This window comes from Nostoc sp. GT001 (assembly GCF_030382115.1).
GTDB lineage: Bacteria > Cyanobacteriota > Cyanobacteriia > Cyanobacteriales > Nostocaceae > Nostoc.
On record NZ_JAUDRJ010000003.1, the window covers coordinates 3,539,817 to 3,558,832 of the forward strand.

Here is a 19,016-nt window from a genome sequence, read left to right on the forward strand (position 1 = left end):
TAAAATTGAATAACCCCTAACTCCTGCTTTCTGGGGGTACAAAAACAGCTATAGCTTTAGGTATAACCCGAAAATGAGCAGGTGTGTAGGTAGTAATTTCACCATCTGTATTGATAGGGCGAGGTTTGCGAGTATGTACCTCTATTTCTTGACCTTGAAGGGAGCGTACACTCTGCCAATGTATATGTCGCCCTCGTCGCATTGCGGGTAGTAATAATATAACCTGCCACCAGTGTTCAATCTCCAAGCTATAAAGGTCTAGCCTTTGATCGTCTATTGTGGCATCGTCAGCCACTGCCATACCACCACCGTAATAACGGCCATTACCGACAGCAATTTGCACTGTTTTGACGCGAACTAATTCACCGTTGATTGCAATCTCTGCTGTAAAAGGTCTGGCTTCCAAAATCACTTGCAATGCAGTGGCAGCATAGGCAAATACTCCCCAGCGGCGCTTAACTTCTTTGGTAAGTCGTTGGGTAATTTTTACACTCAATCCCATACTGGCAACGTTAAAAAAGTGCTTGCCATTCACACAACCCAAGTCGATGCGGTGTAAATGTCCATCTGCAATAATTTTGCAAGCTTCATTGAGGGAATTAGGGATTCCCAAAGTTCTCGCTAGATCGTTGGCAGTTCCCAGAGGCAAGATTCCCAAAGGTAACTGAGTCTCAATTAAAGCATCTACACCAGCATTGAGAGTACCATCTCCTCCACCAATAATTACCAAGTCAACTTGATGCTTATGGCGAAGTATAACTTCAGCAAGATGTTTGGGATCTTCTGTAGACTCCTCAATTAAATCAAAGCCAAATGTTTTCAGACTTTGAATCGCTTCCGATAGACCCTTTTGCCCTTGACGAGCATGACGATTTACTAACAGCAGTGCGCGGGAACTCATGGGTGGTACCTTTTGTTGTTGATATGTCCAATTATCCGCATCTATGTATTCTGCTTGATGTTGACTATAAGAAAGTGTTTATGCTTTGATGAAAATTATCAAAAATTCATTTTCATAACACTTATTATATTGTGACTACTAATTTTTAATTTTTCTTTTTCTTTAGTTTACCTCTACTAGGCTTCAGTGTGTTTATCTTCAACAAATATAATTATTACTCCTCAGATAAATAAATTTTAGGTATTTTTATTTATAAAATAGCGAGTTGTTCAAATATTATTATGCCAAACATAAGAGATATTTTTCATTAAAATAGATACATTTACAGCAGATTGCAACTTGTCTGCGTTCCCTGCGGGACGCTTACGCGAACGCGCAGCGTGTCGCAGACAGAGGCTATGCCAAGGTGAGGTACAGATTATTGTGCCCCTACCTGTGTACGTCATTTACTTAAAAAACGAACGCTGTTTATAGCGTTTCTGTGTTGAATCTAATACAGCGCTAGTTGGTTGCTTAACGATGGGAAATCCCTATCTTCATTTGGAATTTTGCTTTTATGACTTTTTCGGGTTGGTGTTGCGACCAATAATTGCTTGAAACACGTCCCCTAGTAAAAAGAAAAATGCTGCAACTAACACTACAAGCATTAAACCCGCAAGGGCCGCAAAGGGAGAGATGATAAACAAGATTAAAAGCGCAAATATTAAAATCTTTAGTAATGTCTTATTCATCTTTTTTCCTCTTGAATAATATGTGTATTCTCTACAAATAATCGATGAATTAACAATCTGTCACCTGTCTTCTGTTAGATTTTATCTGTGCGCGCTTACTTTTGTGGTCAAGGCGTTTTCTTTGAGAACTGCGAGTTGGTTTAGTAGGTTTGCGTTTGATTGTCACGACAACTGCGCTTTGAATTAGTTCTTGAAGTCGTTTCAAGGCTGACTCGCGATTGTTCTCTTGGCTTCGGTGTTCCTGGGCTTTAATTACAACTACGCCTTCTTGGTTAATGCGTCGATCGTTGAGCTTTAAAAGCTGTTGTTTATAATAATCGGGTAATGATGAAGCCGCAATATCGAAGCGCAAGTGGATCGCGGTAGAAACCTTATTTACATTTTGACCTCCTGCTCCTTGGGAGCGAATCGCAGTAATTTCAATTTCAGTCTGTGGAATAATAACATTATTGGAAATTTGCAGCATTACTCACAAATAAAAAAAGAAACTTGTAACTTTGGGATAAACTTTCTTTACTCGGTTTGCTCGGCTAAATCTATCATTACATCTGGGTCTTCGTTGTTGTTCAAATTCACCTCTAAAGTTTGTCCTTGAATTGTCACTTTATCGCCCGGTACTAGTCGCCGTCCTCGTCGAGTTTCTAGCATCCCGTTTACTTGGACATCACCACCTTGAATCATCAGCTTGGCTTGACCTCCAGTTGGCACTATACCCATCAACTTTAAAAATTGATTTAGCTTAATTGTGTTGTCTCTAATTTTCTTCATAGTCAATAAATGTACATAATTCTAATTGTATCGTGACCTTCTCAAGCTAAAGCGTAAATCTGTTACACCACAAAATCAGCTAAGTACAGTATTTCATTAATTCGTAGCAAATTTAATTTGGCAATATCCTGCAATAGCATTGTGTTGGCAAACATTTAACAAAGTCACGCTTTTACGCAAAACTTTACTGAGAAATGTGAATTTACAGCAGTTTTCATTTAATTGAACTGTATATGTTGTACAAGGACAGCAATGCTGTACCTCTACTGTGTGATGCATTTACCTGAAAATTGCTAATTTTATTAACTGGCTGTGATGGAGTGACGCCGATAATGAACACGAGTGCGTCTCGTAGAAAAGCGTTAGCGAGTCCGCGAACGTGAGTGCGTCTCGTAGAAAGCGTCATAGCCCGTCTTAGATATCGCTCTAACAAAAACTGTAATACCAGTTATTATCTATAATGTTGATCGACAAAACTGCCAGATGTGGGCTAAAAACTAGTCTGGAAGGTTCTTTTAGTGTGTTCAGGGGACTGGATCTATGATTAAGCTTGGTTTATTGGTACAGTCCCAGAATAACTCTTTGGGTATCGGAAAAGTTACGGAAATATCTGATACCAATGCGATTGTTGAGTATTTCTGCTCTATAGGCCAACGTCTCCAAAAAACTTTACCTTTAAGTTCGCTCTCTGAAGTCAAGCTGGAACCCCAAGCTAGATGCTATATCAAGTTCCCAACTCAGGATAAATGGATAGTTGGCAGAGTTTTTATCTGGGATGATGATACAGAAATGTATCAAATTGATTTGCCAGATAAGAAAACTGCGATCGCATCTGTTGAAGATATTTACGTTCGTTGTAATCTACCAAATACAGACCCCATCCAAACTCTAGCGATGAAGGGTCACGAAACGCCTTATTTCCACGACAAAAGACTGGCTTTCGTGAAATCCTTGATTCAGCAACGCGCTGTGAGTCGCGGGATGACGGGACTGATTTCGGCAAATATTAATCTTTATCCTCACCAAGTTGAAGTAGTCAGGCGGGTACTGGAAGACCCAATTCAACGCTACTTGTTAGCAGATGAGGTGGGACTCGGAAAAACCATCGAAGCGGGTGCGATTCTGCGTCAATTCCTTCTCGATGAACCGAAAAAAGGTGCAGTGGTGATAGTTCCGCAATACTTGCTCAAACAATGGCGGACTGAGTTAGAAAACAAGTTTTACATCTCCCATTTTGGCAAACGGGTAGCGGTGCTGGCGGTTGAAGATATTCATAAAATCAACCTGAAAGCAAGGATAGGCTGCTTAATTTTAGATGAAGCTCATCACATCGCCGCAATGGCAACCTCTAAGGATGCAACAGTGCGTCAGCGTTTTCAGACTTGCAAAGAACTTGCTCATAAAAGCGATCGCTTACTTTTATTATCTGCCACTCCGGTTCTCAATCACGAGCAGGATTTTCTGGCCATGTTGCACTTACTCGACCCAACAACCTATAAAATTGGCGATCTAGCAGGTTTCCGCACCAAAGTTGAAAGCCGTCAGCAAATTGGTAAACTTCTGCTTTCTTTTAAAGAAGGTGCAGAACCAGAGGTTCTCAAAAGCAACTTGCAGCAATTGCGAAACCTTTTGGCTGAAGATAAGTATTTACTGAAGTTGGCGGATGATTTAGAAAATTGTTTACAAGCAAATTCTACCGAGCAAGAGCAAATCGTCCAAGCGATTCGCGTCCACATCAGCGATATTTATCGACTACATCGGCGAATGCTTCGCAACCGTCGCGCTGCGGTAGAAGATGTGATATTTGACCGCAACTTTACGCCGAAAGAAGAGTATGATTTAGACGAGCGATCGCTTGATATTCACGAACTCCTCAATCAATGGCGGAGTGTTGCTCCTGCTGAAAAGCAATATCAGCGAGTTTTTCTGCTGTTATTTCTCGCTGCTGGTACTTGGTTAGGCATTTTAGAGCAGGTAATTACGGCGCGTTTAACTGCGAAACCTCATGCTAAACTCATCCAAGAATTTAAAGAAAATGATGTTCGCCTATTAACTACAACCCCCAAATTCTCAGGGGAAGAAGAGATTCTCCAATCCTTACTAAAAATTATTCGTCAACCTCAAGAGGACGGACAACGGACGGAAAATTTGAAAACAGTGCTGCTAAATCAGCTAGGTACTTATTTCAAAATTCCCGCAAACGTTCGGAAAAATCAAAAGGAATTCATCACCAGGATACAGCAGAGAATTAAAAGACCAATTGCTGGCGATATTCTGCCCAAATTTGTTGTATTTACCAGTTTTGTGCAAACTTGTGGTGAAATTGTCCGGTATTTATCTGATACCTTTGGTGCAGAGACAGTGGCTAGCCATCAATTCGGAGAATCACCAGACAAAGTTGAGGAAGGCTTAAATCGATTCAAGAATAACCCAAACTGCTTTATTTTAGTATGCGATCGCTCTGGAGAAGAAGGACGTAACCTCCAGTTTGCCGATTGGTTAATTCATTTTGACCTTCCTTGGTCGCCTAATCAATTAGAGCAGAGAATTGGTAGACTTGACCGCATTGGCAGCAAAATTGGCATCCAATCTAGTGCCTTGATTGGCCCCTATTTGGAAGATAGCCCTCACAATGCTTGGTATAAAGTATTAAAAGATGGGTTTGGTATTTTCCAACAATCAATTGCCAGTCTCCAGTTTTATGTTGATGAGAAACTTGCAGAATTAGAAACAGTTTTGTTTCAATCAGGTGCAGCTGGATTGTTAGAGATGGTTGCACCAATTCAAGAGCAAATTGAAGCGGAAATAGCGAAAATTAGCGAACAAAATGCTCTAGATGAAATTGATGCCAACGATGAAATTGCTACCGAGTATTTTCAAGAGCTAGATAATTACGATGCTCGTCATCTAGAAATGAAACGAGCAATTGAAGGCTGGATTTGCGACGCGCTGGGATTCAGAGGACTGAATAACCCCGATTCATCAGAGATGCGACGTTATCAACCAACAACGCGGACATTGGTGCCGATAAATGATTTACAAAACCGTTTTGCTGAGAGTTCCCTAGACCAATTTGGTACTTATAATCGCAGAGTAGCAAACCAAAATCCTGGTGTTAAACTCTTTCGAGTTGGGGAAGGATTTGTCGAAGCACTCTCGAACTATATCAACTGGGATGACCGAGGTGAAGCCTTTGCTCTCTGGCGCACTGATGCATCTTGGGACGCGAAAGAAGGGAAGGAGTGGTTCGGTTTTCAATGCAATTATGTAGTCGAGGCAAATTTAAGAACTGCCAAACAAGTTTTACTAGATAACAAACTAGATAATTCTCAATTCAAAAACTTGCAGCGACGTGTTGATGCTCTATTTCCACCAATTATAGAAACTATCTATGTTGATGGTCGCAAGCAGCCAATCTGTGCTGTTGAGGATAAAGCGCTCTTAAGTATTTTACAACGTCCATATAAAGATAAAAACAATAATCAAGGACGAGATTACAATCTAGCAAAAGAGCGCTTAGGAATTATTGACGATTTTGTTGACCCTAGTAAATGGCAAAATTTTTGCTATGAAGTGCGTAACGCTTCTGCGGAATTACTTTCAAATCGTCCCGATTTTATTGACTTATGTCAAAGTTGTGCTAAGGTCGCCGAAAAGAAATTAGCCAATAGAGTAGAACAATTACGACTACGTTTAAACCAGCAAAGTTGGGATAATGCATTAGCTGAAGAATTGAAGATAGAAACTGCTTTAAATGCAGCCATTCTAGAGGGAATTCGCCAGCCGCTTCTAAGGCTTGACTCTGTGGGTTTTATTGTGGTATCGGGGCGATCGCTTGTGCAATTTGAGTGATATTGTGTGTGATTAAATAGCTTTGGTAATCCTAATTGAGAGCTTGATATCCCCGACTTTTTCAAGAAGTTGGGGATATTTTTGTTCTGAAATTACGAATTATTTTAAGGAAGGTACTAGGGCTAAAGTTTTTGTCAGATCGGTAAGGAGAACGCGATCGCAGAGGTTAAACAATTCTGCCTCAGTAGAAGTATGTCGCATCAACCGTAAAAAATCACCTTCAGTGTCAACACTCAGGGCAATGTAGTTGAGGAACATTTTTAGGTAGCCTATGCGCGATCGCTCTGGCATAGTTGTTGCTGTGGGGGTTTGCCATAAACGATCGATATAGTTGCGTACCTCCGCTAAAGGAACGGGCGCGATCAGTTCTTTTCGCAAAGCTTGCCGAATTTGATTAAAAATCCAAGGATTCCCGATCGCCCAACGTCCCACCATCACACCCGCCGCGCCCGTTTGAGAAAGCACTTCAACAGCAGTTGTCGCCGAGTTGATATTGCCATTGGCCAGCACTGGACAATCGACTCGTCTAACTGCTTCAGCGATTAAATCATATTTCACTGCCCCGTGGTACATATCTTTGACGGTGCGACCATGCAAAGAGAGCAAATCAATCCTGTGGCGATTGATTATATCTAGAATTTTGTCAAAATTATCTGTATTTTCAAAGCCTACGCGCATCTTGACGGTTAAAGGGCGATCGCTAACTGCTTGCCGTAATTCTCCCAAAATCCGATCCACTTTTTCTGGTAAGAGCAGCAATCCACCCCCAACATTTTTGCGATAGATTCTAGGTGCTGGACAGCCCATGTTCAAGTCAACTCCAGCGATATTATAGTTGCAAAGTTCCTTTGCTGTTCTGACTAAATCTGGAATACTTTCGCCAATCATTTGCGCAAAAACGGGACGACCTGTGTCGTTTTCGGTGATGGCTGCTAGAATGCCACGATTGAGCCGTGAGGTATCATTGACGCGGAAATATTCGGTGAAAAAGTAGTCAGGGCTGCCATAGTGAGCAATCACCTTCATAAACCAGAGGTTTGTCACATCCTGCATGGGCGCAAGAGCGGTGAGAGGTAGGTGTGGATAGAACGATTGGGGGAGCGATACCTGGGGCATAAAGACGAAGAGCGATCGACAAAGCTCACTGTTAAGTTATAAATAGCTAGACGTAAATCAATTAAAGTTTGTAGTGTACCCCTTCGGGGAAGCAAGCTACGTATAGCGTCTCATAGAGAGGACTTTAGTCCTAATTATCGTTGCTTTGAGCGATGAATCACTCACTACAAACTAGGAGTTTATTAGTAATCTTATTATCAAAACTAATTAATACCACAAGCTGCTAATTTGACAGCTAAAGCATCGGGGTAGCGCCACGGTTGAGAACCACCAATCCAAATACGTGAGGGTAAATGACCGATTGGTGCTTTGAGACTAAAATTGAATTTTGAATTTGCATAACTAGAATTGTATATATGCCAACCAACTTGATTACAAAAAATTACATAGTCGCCATTCACGTTTTTGTAAATAAGTGTCTGTATGCTAAAACCAAAGCGTTTATGACTGTAATTCACCCATAAAAGGTCAATGGTTTGCAAATCTTGACAGGGAAGTTTCTCAAAATCGCTACTAAATATATAGCTACCTCTAGGCTTTGCTAGTGCTTGACATATTAGTTCCCAAGTTTCTTTATCTGCTAATTCCCATTTTCCCTTTGCTAATAAATCACGCAAATGCGTACAATCAATAGTATTTACTGTACGATAATTAGAAATATTTAGCAATTTTTTTGGTTGTTGCTCCAGTATCTGTAAAACTTCTGTTGCAGATTGGAAGCGTTGTGAAACGGCATTTTGTAAAAGTTTATCTAAGATTTCACAAAGGTGAACGCTAACAGTATTGAATGCTGGTAAATGTTCTTGCCATATCCAGCGATCGCTAGCAATATCGAACAAATCAAAGGGAGAAACATTGGTGAGTAAGTAAATACATGTTACACCTAAGCTGTAAAGATCGCTGGCTGGTAATGCCTTTCCTCGCATTTGTTCGGGAGCGATATATTCTGGGCTACCTACTATAGTGCCTGTACGAAGCTGCTTCATGTTATTGGCGAATTTGGCAACTCCGAAATCGATTAAAACCAGGTCTCCTCGACTTGAACGGCGCATAATATTTTCCGGTTTAATATCTCGGTGGATTACTTGTCGGGAATGGATAAATTGCAATGTGAGCAATAAACTTTTTAATATCTCCCAAATTTGCGGTTCTTGAAAAACGCCTTGTTTTTGTAATTCCTGGGCGAGTGTTTGTCCATCTACTAATTCCTCAACAATATAAAACTTTTGATTTTGTTCAAAGTGCGCTAGTAATTTGGGTATTTGAGAGTGTTCTAGTTCATTGAGACGAAGGGCTTCTTGATGAAATAAATTGACTGCCTTATGCCAAATCTCAGTATTTTCCTGTTGAAAACATAGTTGTTTGATTGCACATTTGGGTTGATCTGGAAGATGTTCATCAATAGCTAAAAACGTTCTCCCAAAGCCACCGCGTCCAATGATGGCGAGTGGACGATATCGCTGTTTGAGTAATAATTCCTGACCACAACTATTGCAAAAACGAGAACTGTCAGAATTTTGTGGACGTAGGCAATCAATATTGGTACAGTAGCTCATACTATATTGCAATTACTATATATAAAGTATTCCCATGAGAAGGGCATTCTTACTAGTAGAAAAGACAACGATTTTTGTGGGATGGGCAACATGAGCGTCCCTTATATTTCCGGGCGGGCAGGATGCCCACCCCACAAGAATCATCCCTTAATTCAGCAACGCCGAAAATTCTTTTGCTCCAAGTCTTTCTCCTATTTATATTAACTAGGTATGTGTCTCAATGATGTAGTGATTGACCGTGCCAGCCTCAATGATGTTACTGGAATCGTTAAGTTGGCCCAAGCCAATGACGCAGAACATGGTGGTATGTTGTTAGGTCATCTTGAGCCAGAGGCTGTGATGATGACTATCTCTCAAATGCCAAGCGTTGTAGCCCGTAAAGATGGTCAATTAGTATTAACAATGTTGAGAAGAACATCTGTAATCTGCAATTACTAAACATTCATTTTGTACCCTGGTAAGCATATCGTTAAAAGCAGGAGTATAACAACCATCTTTATCAACAACTCTACGGAGAGTATATTCACCAGCACGAGAAAGTCCGCCCAACCAAACGTTCTTTCTGTGCCAAATATCTCCATTGAGAGAATTTTTGTCTTGGGACATTGTGAAACTAACAATCGATTTTGAAATTGGTATTCCTAGCAGAATAGGTGTGATTTGAGCTTGTTGCAAAGTTTCATCTTCAAACTGAATTTTGTAACTTACTTTTAACCATTGAATTGAACGTAGTAATATCCAGCCAGCAATCGAGTCATGAAAAGTCCACTGTAATGGGGCAAAGATCGGTAAAAGCAAAGTTCTATTCTCTATATCCCATTCTAAATTGTACATAGTAATACAAGTATCTGGCAGTGGATTGCCATCCATAAAAAATACACCTTTAAGGACAGATGGCAAGTTTGTTTCTTTGATTGGAATCATCCAGGTTGCAATATTATTAAGTTGCTTTTTTTCAATTAATTCAGCCATATAATTTGTAATTACTTCCTTTCAGCTAAAAGAATACCTAAATTTGTAACGAATCGAATCAGAGAAAAGATGAGTAATATTGCACTAGAAAAAGAGTAGATCAACTCAAAAAACCAGAATAATTACCAACTCCTAATTGAGCACGATAAGTAGGGGCGCATCTGTGCGCCCCTACTGGAATTTCCTGACTCACAGTCTTTGAGCAAAACCTTGTAGTACTAAATTATTAGGAGTAACGGCAGTCACTTTTTCAAAATCCCACTTGACTTCTGTAATTGAGTCCCATTGATAGTTGTGGAACAGATGTAAACAGAAAATTTTGATAAAGCCAATTGATAAGGATGTACCAGGACAGGCTCGCTCATGCCCTTCGCCGTTCCAAGATAAGATATCTGAAAAATTTCGTGTGAGGTCAAAATCATCTGGATTTTGGTATCTATTGGCATCCCGATTAGCTGTAAGAATAGAGCCAAGCAAGCGAGTACCTTTTTGAAATGGACATTTTTGTTCTCCAATCTCAACTTCACCCGCTTCAGTAGTGAGTTGGCTAACAAATCGCACAGGTGGATAGAGACGAGCCGTTTCTAAAATCACTTGATTGAGAAGTGTTAACTTTTCTAGAGCGTCTGAGTCTAAAGTTTTCTTGCCATTCCAGACTGCATTAACCTCTGACACTACATTATTTCTGAGAGTATTATCTAAGCAAAGAACCCCAATAACTGATCCTAAAAGCGCACTTGTGCCTAAGCAGTACTCAGCGATATGAATCATATCGAAAAGGGTATTAGCGATTTGGTGTTCGTTCAACTGATACTGAGCGCCTGTTTCAAAGTAAGATGCCCATTTAGCTGATTGTTTATATCGCTTAATTAAATATTGACGATGCCGAATTTTTGGCGCTGTTAATATTGCCAGCAGATACTTGCTGATAAAATTAGGCAAGGATGCAAGAGCCAAACCTTTAATGTAACTATCGGATGCTGTGATTTCTTCCTCAGATAAAGATATTTGAAAAACCAGTTGATGCAAACTCGACAGCATGATCTTTGGCAAATCGTTGCCAATGTGTAATTTGCCTTGTTTAGCAGCTTCTAACAAGCTTTGCTCAACTAGATTCCCCAAAAAATCTATTTTTTCAGACGGTTCTGGTAAGGCTTGTAAGATTACAGTACGTAGTCCTGTATGTTCGTTACCGTTTGTTCCTAAGCTCAGAGGATTATCTAACAGGTAGCTAGGAGCTAATATTCTGATAATGCCTAAATCATTTCCTCGGAGTTGTGGTTGGGTTTGCATTAATTCTCTCACCTGCGAGTGAGAGGAATGCATAATTGCTTGGTCTACTGCAAAATACTTATCTCCAATATTATCTTTACGGATGTAGAGAAAGTCTCGCCATGCGTTGAGCATGATTGACGCATCCATGTAATAAAAAATCAAGCGGAGAAACTTGCCGAGCGCAGTGTCGTAACCTACTTTAGCTAGTATAGGTGCAAGCCAAACCTGGCGATCGTGACCTTTGAGGACTTTATCTTTAAGTGTCATAGTATTTATTTTGAGTCATTGGTCATTTGTCATTGGTTTCTAATTCAGATATTGATGCTCTGAGGAATTTTAGAAGGAAGTAGATATTCATAGGGTGGACGGTGCAAATTACGTTGCTTGATGGTATCTTCTACCTGCTGAAGATTACTTTGGAATGCTTGTAACAATGGTTTTACTTTTTGGTCTGTAAAGTATCCTTGCTGATAATCACCCAGCTTGTTGTAGTACACAGATCCCAATAAGCTGAGTAGGTTGTATTGCCGTTGCGCCTGATCTAAGGGAGGGAGCAAATTAAGGTAGTCTTGCTCAGTAACTTCTCTTTTGAGAGTTGAGGCTGGTAAATAACCTGCCAATGGTATGGCTGCGGCGTAGCCCATAAAATCTTTTTGCGGAAAGTTAACCGCAGCGTGTTGGGCGCTGGCAGTGAAAATAATCAGCGTAGTGGCATCAATTAAGTAATTGCGCGTTTTGATGCCCCCATCTTCGCCAAAATCGGGGATGCGACCACCATCGTAAGCTGGGATTTCGGCTGCCCACGCTTGCAATGCTCTGTCTTTTTGAATGTCTTCATCGGTGGTGTAGTAAAGGCTCAGGTAGTCTGAAACCCATTGATGAATGGCATCCCAGACTAATAGTGCATCATCTCGGTAAGGATAAACGGGCAAGAGGTTGGGATCGTCTACACCGCGCTGTTGAAATTGCTTAGGTAAGATAGCGCTGTTAAAACCATAGCTTTGCAAGCCTAGCACTGCTAAAACGCGAGAGTTATCGATTGATGATGAGAGTAATCTATCGACACCACCGCCTGGAGCAATGAGAATACGTTGGGCGGCATCGTTAATTGCTAAAGTGCTGTCAAAATGCGGGTGTAGGAGAATTCTTAGAGGATGGGTGAGTGGTAGTTGTCGAGCGGTGGCGATCGCAAAAACACCAATTAACAAGTGAGTTCTTGCTAGATGAGTAACAGCTTCGTGGTAGTTGGCATCTGCTATTTGGACTATTGTTTTGGCAAAAAGCCAAGAGTATTTACCGGAGTTAGGGGTAACAATTGGATAATCTGGGCCTGGGGTTTGACCGCATTGAATGGCTATCGGACGCAATAAACGGGTGGGGTCTGAGCCTTTGGGTAAGGCAAACAGTGCTAGGGGAGCATAGAGATATTTTTGCTCGTGTGGGAATGTACCGTTGACCGCACCATCTAAAATTTTATAGTCAGCTAAGTAGAGTCTGCCTTCAAGTCCGGCTGCTGCTAATGAATCGTCAGTTCCCATTACTCCTTGGTAATGTTCGTCTGTGACTGGGAAGCGATCGCCTGGAGTCGTTACTCGCGCGATCGTGACGGGATTGTAGCCAGCCACTCGCATGTAGGCAAATACTTCATCTTCTTGGTAAGTTGTTGCGATTGGTGGCACACCAATCACTTGAAACAAATTTTCGTAGTCCTTGAGACTGGTTGCATGTCCTGTCGGCTGTCCTTCATATAGAAGGTTAATTATCCTATTTAGAGCATCTCTGAGAATCACAAGTCCGTTTTCTTTCAAAATAGAATAAAAAAGATCGTCGAGTTCTCTAACATCCTTAGAGATGCCATTGAGCAAAAACTGAGGGATAATTTGCAGGATTCTTGCCAGAATAGTGATTTTTACTGGTACTGCTCCCTTGAGCAAGGCTTCTAAAATAAACCTTTCAACATCGTCACGAATCGATTTAGAACCTTGATTACCTCTGTTGACAATCAAGGTATTGATAAACACAACTCGTAACTGCTGGGCTAATAAAAAATACCAGTTAGTAGCGAACTCTTCGGCAATAGAAAGCCGATCTAGCATCGCAATAGATGGAATATGGATGTAGTTATATTGATACTCTTGCCTAGCTATATCTAAAGTATGAGTACTTGATGAGCTAATTGAATTTTCTGGTGATGAAGCAGTCATTGACTCTACTCATGTTTAGTACGGGGAACTTTAATAGTTTAGGATAAACAGGTTTGATTTACCTAAACGTATTATCGCAATCAAGTTTAAAATTACGATTTTTCTAAAGGAATTTTCTGGATTTTATCAACTCTTGAACCACGCACAAAATATTTATAAATCTTGCAACTAATATTTAGCAATACAAATAGTATTTGCCACGATTTAGAAACAATTCTCAAAGAAAACTTTCGGACTCAGGTATTGTATTTGAGTTGACATTTGAAGCACTGAAACAATATTAGGAATGCGACTATCAGATTCCCCGCATTTCTCACAAGTTCAAGGCGTTTGATGGAGCAAAGGACAAGTAATGAGTAATGAGTAAAAACTTCTTACTCATTACTTCTCCCCGGCACTTGCGCAGGCTTTAAGAGGTGTGGTGAGAAATCCGGGATTCTTCCTCTGCGGCCGATGTCTCCAATGCTTCCTCTGCTTACGCAGCGATGGAATATTTTTCTATTACCTTCCTCTATCAAAAATCTGGCGTTGCTGAATTAAGGGATGATTCTTGTGGGGTGGGCATCCTGCCCGCCCGGAAATACAAAGGACGCTCATGTTGCCCATCCCACAAAAATAGTAAAATCATCCCGCAAATATGCAACTCCACCAATTTGGCGTTGCATAATGGCGGTATGAATCATACTGAAACTGGAACATCCCAAAACTTGAGATAGTGAAGTAGCAATCGAATCGAGTATTTCAGCATTTGTGCTGATTTGGAATAACATAGCGTTTTTCGATGCAATCGAGCGAGATAGTGGCGCAACCGGGTGTTTTCCCCCTCAACTCGTGTCATGTAAGTCTTGCTCACAATCTGGTCGCCCTCTGGAATAAAGCCTGGATAGACCAACCATCCATCCGTGACATAGAAATAGCACTGCCAAGTACCTACAATATCCCATAACGGTCGAAAAGTTTCGGCGCTATGGTCGCCCAAAACCCACGCTAAAATACCTTGTGTGAAGTGGTTCACTGCTGTCCAAAGCCAAACTTTGTTTTTTTTGAGCCGACGAACGTTTCTAGTTCATCGAGTTCGCCAACTTCTGGAATTGTCTCTGGATCATAAACATCAGGTAGCAGTTCTCCTACAAGTTTTACCCAAGTAATCAATGTCGTGTGATGCACACCTTTGACCCGTTCAATGCCACGAAATCCCATACCATTAACGTACATTTTCAGGCATTCCCGTTTCACTTCATCACTGTATCCTTGAGGTGGTTCGTACCGATCAATAAATTGGCGATCGCAATTACAGCAAATGTGATTCTGTTTACCTCTTTTATTTCCGTTCTTACGGATATGAGACGACCCACAACGCGGACATTCCATCCAGTTTTACCTCAATTCATACCGCCATTATGCAACGCCACCAATTTGATAGTACAGCCAAAAATCCTGAGTGGTTAGGATAAGTTTTAGCTAGGGCGTGTTTGAAAACTAAGGATGAAAGCGATTTGGGCAGTTCATAGTAAAGGGCACAAAACTGGTAGAGTTGCTGCAAAGTCCAGAATTGAGCGATCGCAAGTTGGAAGTGTTGCGCCTGATGGAAGTACTCAAAAAATGTCATCATAGTTAAAGTGAAACATTCTGGAGACAAGACAACGGTTTACGCACGCCCTTTAGCACGGTTAATTGAACAATTGCAACGCCTACCGGGAGTTGATCCCAAAAGTGCCCAACGACTGGCTTTGCATATTTTGAAGCGACCAGAAGCAGAAGTAGAAGCTTTGGCGCAAGCTTTAGTTGAGGCAAAAAAACAGATAGGCTTGTGTTCTGTTTGCTTTCACTTATCTGCTGAACCTGTTTGTGAAATTTGCCGCAATGCCAACCGTGACAATAACACTATCTGTGTTGTTGCAGATCCTCGTGATGTGATTGCATTAGAAAAAACCCGCGAATACAAAGGTAAGTATCACGTTTTGGGCGGGGTGATTTCGCCAATTGATGGAATTGGCCCAGATCAGTTGAATATACTAGCTTTACAGCGCCGAGTGAGTCAGCAAAAACCTCAAGAAGTAATTCTCGCAATTAGTCCGAGTGTAGAAGGGGAGACAACAACCCTGTATATCGGTCAGCTATTGAAACCATTTACCAAGGTGACGCGGATTGCTTTTGGTTTACCTGTAGGTGGCGATTTGGAGTACGCAGATGAAGTGACTTTGGCGAGGGCGTTGGAAGGACGCCGAGAGTTAGATTAAATTTTGTTGATTTTGCTGGTTAAGTTTTAGCCATGATTTTGCCCTAGTAAATCTGCAATTGAGGTGAGTAATTCAGTTGGTTGTACTGGTTTGGCAATGTGTTTCTGAAAACCAGCCGCTAAAACCCGATCGCGATCGCTTTCTCCAGCATAGGCGGTAAGAGCGATCGCCGGAATTTCCCCGCCCTCCTCTTTGGGCATAGCTCTAAGCATCTTAATCAAGCTATAGCCATCTATTTCTGGCATTCCTAAATCACTGATTAATAAATTAGGTACAGCCTGTGCAATAAATTTAAGCGCCTCTTTTACCGATGCTGCGGCAGTTATCAACGCCCCATTCTGTTGTAGCAAGAAGTGCAGAAACTCCCGTGTGTCAACATCATCATCGACAATTAATACCCGTAGTCCACGCAGAACTGAAGAGTTAAATTTCTCCCCTGCTCCTCCTGCTTTCTCTGCACCGTCACTCTCCTTCATCACGGGCAGTCTGACAGTAAAAACTGCTCCCTGTCCAATTCCTGGGCTAGCTGCTTTTACAGTCCCACCATGCAACTCTACTAAGTGACGAACTATTGCTAATCCCAGTCCCAGTCCGCCGAATGTCCTGGTTGTGCTGCTATCGGCTTGACGAAAATATTCAAATACGTGGGGTAGAAATTCAGGGGAAATACCTTGACCTGTATCTTTAACTTGAATTAGTGCAGAGTGGAAAGTTAATTCACGACTCAATGATAAACTGATTTCCACTGAACCACGAGAGGGAGTAAACTTGACTGCGTTTGAGAGTAAATTCCCTACAACTTGCTGTAAGCGATTATAATCGCCTAACACTTTACCAACCTTGGGGTCAACCTGTACTTGAATCTGGATAGATTTAGTTTCGGCAAGTAACCGGACTGTTTCTAATGCAGCATCAATTACAGCTACTAAGTTAACAGTGGCAAAAGTCAGGTTCAACTTACCGCGAATAATTCGGGAGACATCTAGCAACTCATCAATTAATTGAATCTGCAATTGAGCATTTCTTTCGATGGTTTCTAAGGCACGACTTGTAGTCACTTCATCAAATTTGCGGCTTTTGAGTAGCGATGACCACCCTAAAATCGGATTGAGGGGCGATCGCAATTCGTGGGAGAGAATAGCGAGAAATTCATCTTTATTCCGGTTTGCCTGTTTGAGTTCCTCTGCTTGTTGTCTAAGTGCCTTTTCTAATTGCTTCCTGGGGGTTAGGTCTAGAATAAAACAGATCCAAGATGCAGGATCTCTCTCCACCAAAGCACCACCAATTAGTATGGGAATGCGGGAACCATCCTTACGAATGTATTCTTTTTCAAAGGGAGTACATATCCCAACCGTTAAAAGTTGTTCTAGTCCCTGCCGATCAAGATCATGATATTCAGGTGGGGTGATGTGTTTTCTGTATATCTTACCTGCTAAAAGCTCCTCTCGCGTATAACCCAGCATTTCTAAAAAAGCCTCGTTCGCCTCAGTAATGTAATCAGGAGTGGCGAACATAATGCCAATAATGTTGGAATCAACTAACCGCCTTAATTGAGTTTCGCGCTGGCGTAAATCATTTTCTACCTGTTTGCGTTGGGTAATATCCTGGGTAGTACCCATCATTCGTACTGGCTTACCCTCAGCATCATAAAAGACGCGACCTTTAGCAGCAATCCAATGAATACTACCATCAGACCAAGGGATGCGGTATTCAATATCACACTCAACATTTTCCTCCACAGAGCGGGCGATCGCTTCCTGAATGTATTGGCGGTCTTCAGGATGTACACAGTTGAGAAAAATCTCAAAGTTGATTTCGGCTTCTGGGGACACTCCAAACAGTTGATAACATTTCTCTGTCCAAATTACCTCGTTAGTAGTGATATCCCAAAACCACATACCCATTTCAGCGGCATTAGTGGCCAACCGAATCCGTTCTTCACTCTCGCGCAGATTTGTTTCAATTTTTTGACGTTCCCATAGAGCAGCTTGCTGTTCGGTAATATCAGTACTCGCACCAACTACCCTAACTACCTGACCATTTGCATCCCGGACAGCAAACCCCTGATCTACCACCCACAAATAGCGGCCATCCTGGTGACGCACTCGATATTCGATGCGATAACGGTTTCCATTGGCCATACTAGCCATGAATTGGTCGTTAATTCTTTGTTGGTCATCGGGATGGATGCGTTCTTGCCACCACTGGAAGGTAGGTTCCGTTTCTTGTTGGGTGTAGCCAAAAACCTGGGTTAGACCTTGAGTTCTTTCCACAGTATTTCTGCCAATCTCCCAGTCATAGATTAGGCAATTAACTGCCGCCGTTGCTAGCTCAAACCTTTCATTACTTTGCCGCAAGGAAATTTCTATGTGTCGTCGCTCTGTAATATCAAAAGCGATCCCCAAAAGATATTGCGGCAATCCATCAACAGTTCTGCTGTACACAGTGTCATAGCTACAAAACCAGCGCCACTCTCCATTAGCGTGTAGAATTCGGTATTCAAAGCTGAGAACTTCGCCCTGATGAGTAGAATTAAATTTTTCAAAATAGCTAGGGATTCGAGCCAAATCTTCAGGGTGTAGAAGTTGAGTAAATAATTCCTTTCCCATTGCCTGGATTTCTGCTGGTGTGTAGCCCCAACCTTGAGCAATTTCGTAATTAACGTAAGCATTTCGCTGCTCAATTAGGTCATAAATGTAGAGTATTCCCGGAAGAGTGCCAGCAATTTGTTGAAACAGACGTTGACTATCCCACAATGTCTGAAATTCATCTGCATCAACTTGTTGAGTATTTTGTTCACAACTACAGTCATCCTCAAACTGGGTGTGCTTAGATGCCGTAATATCCGAAAAAGTTGTCACGATCGCATACAGATTGCTTCCTTCAGTTTGAAACAGAGGTTGGGAGGACAACAACAGCCAGACTAGCTCACCATTTGGCTTATAAAAGCCACACACTACATTTAAGCAAGGCTTACCTGTATTTTGAGTAACACTCGTAGGGTGGATTTTATTGAGTAAGGGAGACCCATCTTCATGAATAAATTGCCACTTGGGATCGAGCAAATTTTGCCCCACAAGCTGTTCTGCGCTCAGTCCCAAAATGCGATCGCTAGCAGCATTACAAGCCTGGATAGTGCCATCAGCCAACTGAAGCACCATTCCTTCTTCTTGACTGGCGACTAGCGAAGATTTTGCCTTTTTACTAACTTGCCGATGCAGCAGCTTGTGATTAGCCAGCTGGTTGTGGAACTTTTCCGCGTCTGGCATTCTAAAAAGTTAAGTAATTTTAAAGTTAATCTCAGATTGAGCGGCTCATATTTACATAAATTTTAAAGCAATTTCTTCCAACTTGAGGTATTGAGCGGCGAAATAGTGCTGAGTGCTGAGTAACGATTTCTG

The 19,016-nt window shown here is 41.5% G+C and carries 15 protein-coding genes; 3 read left to right on the forward strand and 12 right to left on the reverse strand.

All coding sequences use genetic code 11. From position 1 onward, the window contains the following. Positions 1-16: 16 nt before the first annotated feature. From QUD05_RS18185 to QUD05_RS18200, 4 genes are all read right to left on the reverse strand, one after another. Complete coding sequence (locus QUD05_RS18185) at positions 17-901, reverse strand: lipid kinase (RefSeq protein ID WP_289797301.1); 885 nt, start codon at positions 899-901, stop codon at positions 17-19. Positions 902-1,455: 554 nt separating this feature from the next. After that, positions 1,456-1,632: a hypothetical protein gene (locus QUD05_RS18190; RefSeq protein ID WP_289797302.1), complete on the reverse strand. Its 177-nt coding sequence runs from the start codon at positions 1,630-1,632 to the stop codon at positions 1,456-1,458. 49 nt (positions 1,633-1,681) lie between these two features. After that, on the reverse strand, positions 1,682-2,098 hold the full coding sequence (gene arfB / locus QUD05_RS18195) for an alternative ribosome rescue aminoacyl-tRNA hydrolase ArfB (RefSeq protein WP_289797303.1): 417 nt from the start codon (positions 2,096-2,098) through the stop codon (positions 1,682-1,684). 47 nt (positions 2,099-2,145) lie between these two features. Beyond that, positions 2,146-2,400 (reverse strand): RNA-binding S4 domain-containing protein, encoded by a 255-nt coding sequence (locus tag QUD05_RS18200; RefSeq protein ID WP_289797304.1) that lies wholly within the window; start codon positions 2,398-2,400, stop codon positions 2,146-2,148. A gap of 540 nt (positions 2,401-2,940) precedes the next feature. Between QUD05_RS18200 and dpdE the strand changes: the two genes are divergently transcribed. Further along, positions 2,941-6,252: a protein DpdE gene (gene dpdE / locus QUD05_RS18205; protein ID WP_289797305.1), complete on the forward strand. Its 3,312-nt coding sequence runs from the start codon at positions 2,941-2,943 to the stop codon at positions 6,250-6,252. A 99-nt stretch (positions 6,253-6,351) separates the two neighbouring features. Here the strand turns inward: dpdE and QUD05_RS18210 are convergent, their stop codons facing one another. Beyond that, on the reverse strand, positions 6,352-7,368 hold the full coding sequence (locus QUD05_RS18210) for a tRNA-dihydrouridine synthase family protein (RefSeq protein WP_289797306.1): 1,017 nt from the start codon (positions 7,366-7,368) through the stop codon (positions 6,352-6,354). 203 nt (positions 7,369-7,571) lie between these two features. Then, complete coding sequence (locus QUD05_RS18215) at positions 7,572-8,924, reverse strand: serine/threonine-protein kinase (RefSeq protein ID WP_289797307.1); 1,353 nt, start codon at positions 8,922-8,924, stop codon at positions 7,572-7,574. Positions 8,925-9,134: 210 nt separating this feature from the next. On the opposite strand from QUD05_RS18215, the gene QUD05_RS18220 reads away from it, so the two are divergent. Next, a complete protein-coding gene (locus tag QUD05_RS18220) occupies positions 9,135-9,362 on the forward strand; it encodes a hypothetical protein (RefSeq protein ID WP_289797308.1) in 228 nt (75 codons plus the stop codon). On the opposite strand, the gene QUD05_RS18225 is transcribed toward QUD05_RS18220, so the two are convergent. The 5 genes from QUD05_RS18225 to QUD05_RS18245 all read right to left on the reverse strand — a co-directional run bounded on the left by QUD05_RS18225 (position 9,321) and on the right by QUD05_RS18245 (position 14,987). After that, positions 9,321-9,896, reverse strand: a complete 576-nt coding sequence (locus QUD05_RS18225) for a hypothetical protein (RefSeq protein ID WP_289797309.1) — start codon at positions 9,894-9,896, stop codon at positions 9,321-9,323. The genes QUD05_RS18220 and QUD05_RS18225 overlap by 42 nt on opposite strands. Before the next feature lie 189 nt (positions 9,897-10,085). Beyond that, a complete protein-coding gene (locus QUD05_RS18230; protein WP_289797310.1) occupies positions 10,086-11,438 on the reverse strand; it encodes a cytochrome P450 in 1,353 nt (450 codons plus the stop codon). Positions 11,439-11,482: 44 nt separating this feature from the next. After that, complete coding sequence (locus tag QUD05_RS18235; protein WP_289797311.1) at positions 11,483-13,375, reverse strand: lipoxygenase family protein; 1,893 nt, start codon at positions 13,373-13,375, stop codon at positions 11,483-11,485. A 679-nt stretch (positions 13,376-14,054) separates the two neighbouring features. Continuing rightward, positions 14,055-14,746, reverse strand: a protein-coding gene (locus QUD05_RS18240) for an IS1 family transposase (RefSeq protein ID WP_289794349.1) whose coding sequence is annotated in 2 segments (ribosomal slippage) — positions 14,055-14,422 and positions 14,422-14,746 — 693 coding nt in all. Because the reading frame shifts where the segments join, the coding sequence is not laid out codon by codon here. 16 nt (positions 14,747-14,762) lie between these two features. Then, complete coding sequence (locus tag QUD05_RS18245; protein WP_289797312.1) at positions 14,763-14,987, reverse strand: hypothetical protein; 225 nt, start codon at positions 14,985-14,987, stop codon at positions 14,763-14,765. A 7-nt stretch (positions 14,988-14,994) separates the two neighbouring features. On the opposite strand from QUD05_RS18245, the gene recR reads away from it, so the two are divergent. Further along, positions 14,995-15,615 carry a recombination mediator RecR gene (gene recR, locus QUD05_RS18250; RefSeq protein WP_289797313.1) on the forward strand — a complete coding sequence of 207 codons (621 nt, stop codon included), beginning with the start codon at positions 14,995-14,997 and terminating at the stop codon, positions 15,613-15,615. 26 nt (positions 15,616-15,641) lie between these two features. Here recR and QUD05_RS18255 read toward each other — a convergent pair whose 3' ends face one another. Then, positions 15,642-18,884: a PAS domain-containing protein gene (locus QUD05_RS18255; protein WP_289797314.1), complete on the reverse strand. Its 3,243-nt coding sequence runs from the start codon at positions 18,882-18,884 to the stop codon at positions 15,642-15,644. Positions 18,885-19,016: the final 132 nt, after the last annotated feature.